Origin of the sequence: Bacillus sp. JJ675 (assembly GCF_036963165.1) — a bacterium.
GTDB classification, from domain to species: Bacteria; Bacillota; Bacilli; order Bacillales; family Bacillaceae; genus Bacillus; species Bacillus glycinifermentans.
On record NZ_JBALMR010000121.1, the window covers coordinates 1 to 4,410 of the forward strand.

Genomic DNA, 4,410 nt, shown 5'->3' on the forward strand with positions numbered 1-4,410 from the left:
ATTAGGGAAAGGGGATTGAAGATAAAATGAAGTCGGTGCTGACATCAATGTCAGCGAGTCCGGTTCGGCGGGGCGGAAAATATATAAACATTTGATGAACGGCGTTTCCCACATGCTCCCGTTTGTCGTCGGCGGCGGGGTGTTGATCGCGCTTTCGTTTCTCTTCGGCATCCATTCTGCCGATCCTAAGCATCCAAGCTACAATGCGTTTGCCGAACTGTTAAACAAGACGGGGGCCTTCGGCTTCCAGCTGATGGTTCCGATCCTTTCGGCGTATATCGCCGATTCGATGGCCAAACGCCCCGGTCTGATCGTCGGCTTTATCGGCGGAATGATCGCAAGCACGGGCGGAGCCGGCTTTTTGGGCGGAATCGTCTCCGGGTTTTTAGCCGGGCTGATCATCTTCGGCCTATCCTATGTATTGAAAAACATGCCGCAATCTCTTGAAGGATTAAAAGCGATCTTTCTTTATCCCGTTCTCGGCATTTTCCTTATCGGAGCCGTAATGTTCGTATTAGTGGAGCCGATGACCGCCATCAATGAAGGCATGAAGGATTTTTTAGCCGATTTTCAAGGAGCGAACCCCGTCATTCTCGGCCTTATCATCGGCTGTATGTCCGCGTTTGACATGGGGGGACCGGTCAATAAAGCGGCGTACGTCACAGGCACCGCGCTGCTTGCCGAAGGGAACCAATATTTTATGGCAGGCGTTTCAGCCGCATGCATCACACCGCCCCTCGTCATTGCTTTTGCGACTTTGTTTTTCCGGAAGTATTTCAGCCAGCAGGACCGGAATGCGGGCCTTGTCAATTTTATACTCGGCGCCACCCATATTACCGAAGGTGCAATCCCGTTCGCCGCAAAAAAACCGATCCCTGTCATCCCGATTTTGATGATCGGTTCGTCGGTATCGGCCATTTTAACGTATTCGTTCGCCGTTCAAGTCCCGGCCCCGCACGGCGGATTCCTCGTCCTTCCCGTCGTAAACGGAGCGTTTCAATGGGTGCTGTCGATTATCATCGGATCGCTCATCGGGGCATTCTTGTACGGCTTTTATCAAAAACGGATATATGAAAAAACGGAGAAAGGCTGATCGAACATGAACACAGCAGTTTTTTTTAAAAAAGAACACATCTATCTACATGAAACATTGTCCACGCAAGCCGAAGCTTTTGACCGGCTCGCTCAGATTGCTTTCGAATCAGGGGTTGCCGCAACAAAACAAGCCGTCGTTCACGGACTTTTGAAACGGGAATCAGAAAGCACGACCGGTTTTATCGACGGATTCGCCATTCCTCACGCAAAGCTTGAGGATATCACAGAACCGGCCGTATTGATCATCAAAAATGAAACAGGGATCGAATGGAACTCTCTTGACGGAAGCCCAGTCACGTTTATCATTGCGCTTTTCGTCCCTGATGCCGAGGCGAACAGCACGCATCTGAATCTGTTGTCATCCCTGTCCCGCATGCTCGTTCACGAAGACGTGAGGAAACTTCTGCTCAAGGCGGAGAGCTCTGAAGACATCCAGCACACCATCGCAAGCTATTTATCTTAAATTCTTTTAAGAAAGAAGGAATCGGAATGCTGACAAATACGAAGAAAATGCTGCTGGACGCACAGGCAAACGGCTATGCTGTCCCAGCCTTCAACATTCATAATCTCGAAACCGTGCAGGCTGTGACAGAAACGGCGGAAGCCCTCAGGTCTCCCGTGATTCTTGCGGCTACACCGGGAACATTCAGCTATGCCGGCCGCGATTACATCCAGGCGATTGCAGAGACCGCAGCAGCGCGCTGCACGATCCCGGTCGCCCTCCATCTTGACCACCACGAAGAAATCGATGATATTCGCGAGTCTTTGCGGTTGGGAACGAAGTCTGTGATGATCGATGCTTCCCATCATCCGTTTGAAGAAAATGCCGCAATCGTAGAGAAAGTCGTTCAGTATGCAAAGCAAAAAGACGCCACCGTCGAAGCGGAGCTCGGACGGCTCGGCGGACAGGAAGACGATCTTGTCGTGGATGAAGCGGACGCGTATTACACCGATCCGGATGCGGCGAAGGAATTTGTCGACAGGACAGGGATCGACTCGCTGGCCGTTGCGATCGGCACTGCCCACGGCCTTTATGCGTCAGAGCCGAAAATCGATTTTGACCGGCTGGCCGACATCCAAAAACGCGTCTCGATCCCGCTCGTGCTGCACGGCGCATCAGGCATTCCTGAACAAGACGTGCGAAGGTGCATCAAACTGGGGTGTGCCAAAGTAAATATCGCGACAGAATTAAAAATCCCGTTTTCCGATAAGCTGCGCCGTTTTCTAAACGAACATCCCGATGCGAGCGATCCGAGAAAATATATGGCTCCCGCGAAAGAAGCGATGAAAAAGATCGTCGAAGAAAAAATCAATATGTGCATGAGCAACGGAAGATATTAACGGTACAAACAAAAAACAGGCCCGCTTGTTTCGCGCGCCTGTTTTTCTTTTATTCTCTATTTAGCCTGAAAACATGCTGTACACGCCGATCACAAGCCCGATATAAACGATCGCCGAAACGCCCCAGATCAGCACGTTTCTGTTTTTCAAGATGGATTCCTCCAATCGAGTTTCACCTTTTGCAGTCTGAGGGCATTGAGAACAACCGATACAGAGCTGAACGCCATAGCAGCGCCGGCAACCCACGGGGCCAAAAATCCGAGCGCGGCGAACGGAATGCCGATGCTGTTGTAAGCGAACGCCCAGAACAGGTTTTGTTTAATATTTTTGATCGTGAGCTTGCTCATCATGATCGCGTCGGCGATGCTGTTTAAATCGCCGCGGATCAGCGTAATGTCAGCCGCTTCCATTGCGACATCTGCCCCTGTGCCGATCGCCATTCCAGTATCGGCCGCCGCCAAGGCGGGTGCATCATTGATGCCGTCGCCGACCATCGCGACTTTTTTCCCCTGTGCTTGAAGCTTTTTGATTTCTTCCGCTTTCCCTTCAGGGAGCACCTCGGCTACCACATGCTCAATTTCCGCTTCGGCGGCAATCGCTTCAGCCGTCCGGCGGTTGTCTCCGGTGATCATGACGACCGTAAGCCCCATACCTTTGAGCCTTTTGATCGCTTCTTTTGACGTATCCTTGATCGTGTCCGCCACAGCAATCAATCCAGCATACCGGCCGCCGACGGCCACAAGCATCGCCGTTTTCCCTTGTCCTTCGAGCTTCTCCATCTCGCCGAGAACGCTTGAGACATCGATCCCCTGCCGTTCGAAAAGGCGTCTCGTCCCGATCAGCACCTGCTGTTCGCCGACGGTTGCTTTAATACCGTATCCGGGTATCGCTTCAAAGCTGCTTGCATCGATGATATCGATCCCTTTTTGTCTGACACCTTCAACGATCGCTTCGGCAAGCGGATGCTCGGAACGGTTTTCAGCCGAGCCGGCCAATTTGAGAAACTCGGTCTCATTCAGCCATGATGCAGGGCGTACATCCGTAAGCTCCGGCTTTCCGTTTGTGACCGTTCCCGTTTTATCGAGAACGACCGTATCGATGCGGTGAGCCGTCTCTAAATGCTCCCCGCCTTTAAACAAAATGCCGTATTCGGCTGCCCGTCCGGAACCAGCCATAATCGACGTCGGCGTTGCCAGCCCGAGCGCACACGGACATGCGATGACGAGCACAGCGATCAGACTTTCAAGCGCCGTGCTGAATTCGCCGGGACTGACAAACGCATACCAGACGAAAAACGTGATGATGGCAATCGCGACGACAATCGGCACAAAGACCCCGGAAATCCGGTCGGCAAGCCGTTGAATCGGCGCTTTTGATCCTTGCGCTTCTTCGACCACTTTGATAATCTGCGCTAAAGCCGTGTCTTTCCCTACTTTTTCGGCTTTGATTTTCAAAAAGCCGTTTTTATTCATCGTAGCGCCGATGACTTTATCACCAGCCGCTTTGTCGACGGGGATGCTTTCACCGGTAATCATCGATTCATCCAACGCTGAGCGGCCTTCGACGATCTCTCCGTCAGCCGGAATTTTTTCTCCCGGTTTGACAAGCATGATGTCGCCTGCCAGCACTTGTTCGATCGGCACTGTCATTTCTTCGCCGTTTCTGATGACGGTCGCTGTTTTGGCCTGCAGCCCCATCAGCTTCTTGATCGCTTCGGATGAACGGCCTTTCGCTTTCGCTTCAAACAGCTTACCCAAGACGATCAACGTCAGCAGGATCGCGCTTGTTTCATAATAGAGACCCTCCGGATGCCGATTGGTTCCGAGGCTTGCAATACTTATATAAAGACTGTAAAAATAAGCTGCCGACGTCCCGAGCGCGACGAGGACATCCATGTTGGCGCTCTTGTTCCGCAGCGCTTTATAGGCGCCGACGTAAAACTGTCTGCCGACGATCAATTGTACCGGCGTAGCC

At 52.1% G+C, this 4,410-nt stretch carries 3 protein-coding genes and 1 pseudogene; 3 read left to right on the forward strand and 1 reads right to left on the reverse strand.

Annotated elements, in window-relative coordinates:
* Positions 1-55: 55 nt before the first annotated feature.
* From V7126_RS23585 to V7126_RS23595, 3 genes and pseudogenes are all read left to right on the forward strand, one after another.
* A pseudogene (locus tag V7126_RS23585) lies at positions 56-1,093 on the forward strand (PTS fructose transporter subunit IIC); the annotation flags it as partial.
* 6 nt (positions 1,094-1,099) lie between these two features.
* A complete protein-coding gene (locus V7126_RS23590; RefSeq protein WP_046129203.1) occupies positions 1,100-1,558 on the forward strand; it encodes a PTS sugar transporter subunit IIA in 459 nt (152 codons plus the stop codon).
* Positions 1,559-1,584: 26 nt separating this feature from the next.
* Complete coding sequence (locus V7126_RS23595; RefSeq protein ID WP_046129202.1) at positions 1,585-2,436, forward strand: tagatose bisphosphate family class II aldolase; 852 nt, start codon at positions 1,585-1,587, stop codon at positions 2,434-2,436.
* A gap of 146 nt (positions 2,437-2,582) precedes the next feature.
* On the opposite strand, the gene V7126_RS23600 is transcribed toward V7126_RS23595, so the two are convergent.
* Positions 2,583-4,410, reverse strand: a 1,828-nt coding sequence (locus tag V7126_RS23600) for a copper-translocating P-type ATPase (RefSeq protein ID WP_335499783.1), incomplete at its 5' end; no start/stop codon positions are given.

What these genes read in the sequence shown, in the direction of transcription:
- V7126_RS23590 (WP_046129203.1), top strand. Translation starts at nt 1,100, where the DNA reads ATGAACACAGCAGTTTTTTTTAAAAAAGAACACATCTATCTACATGAA.
- V7126_RS23595 (WP_046129202.1), top strand. Translation starts at nt 1,585, where the DNA reads ATGCTGACAAATACGAAGAAAATGCTGCTGGACGCACAGGCAAACGGC.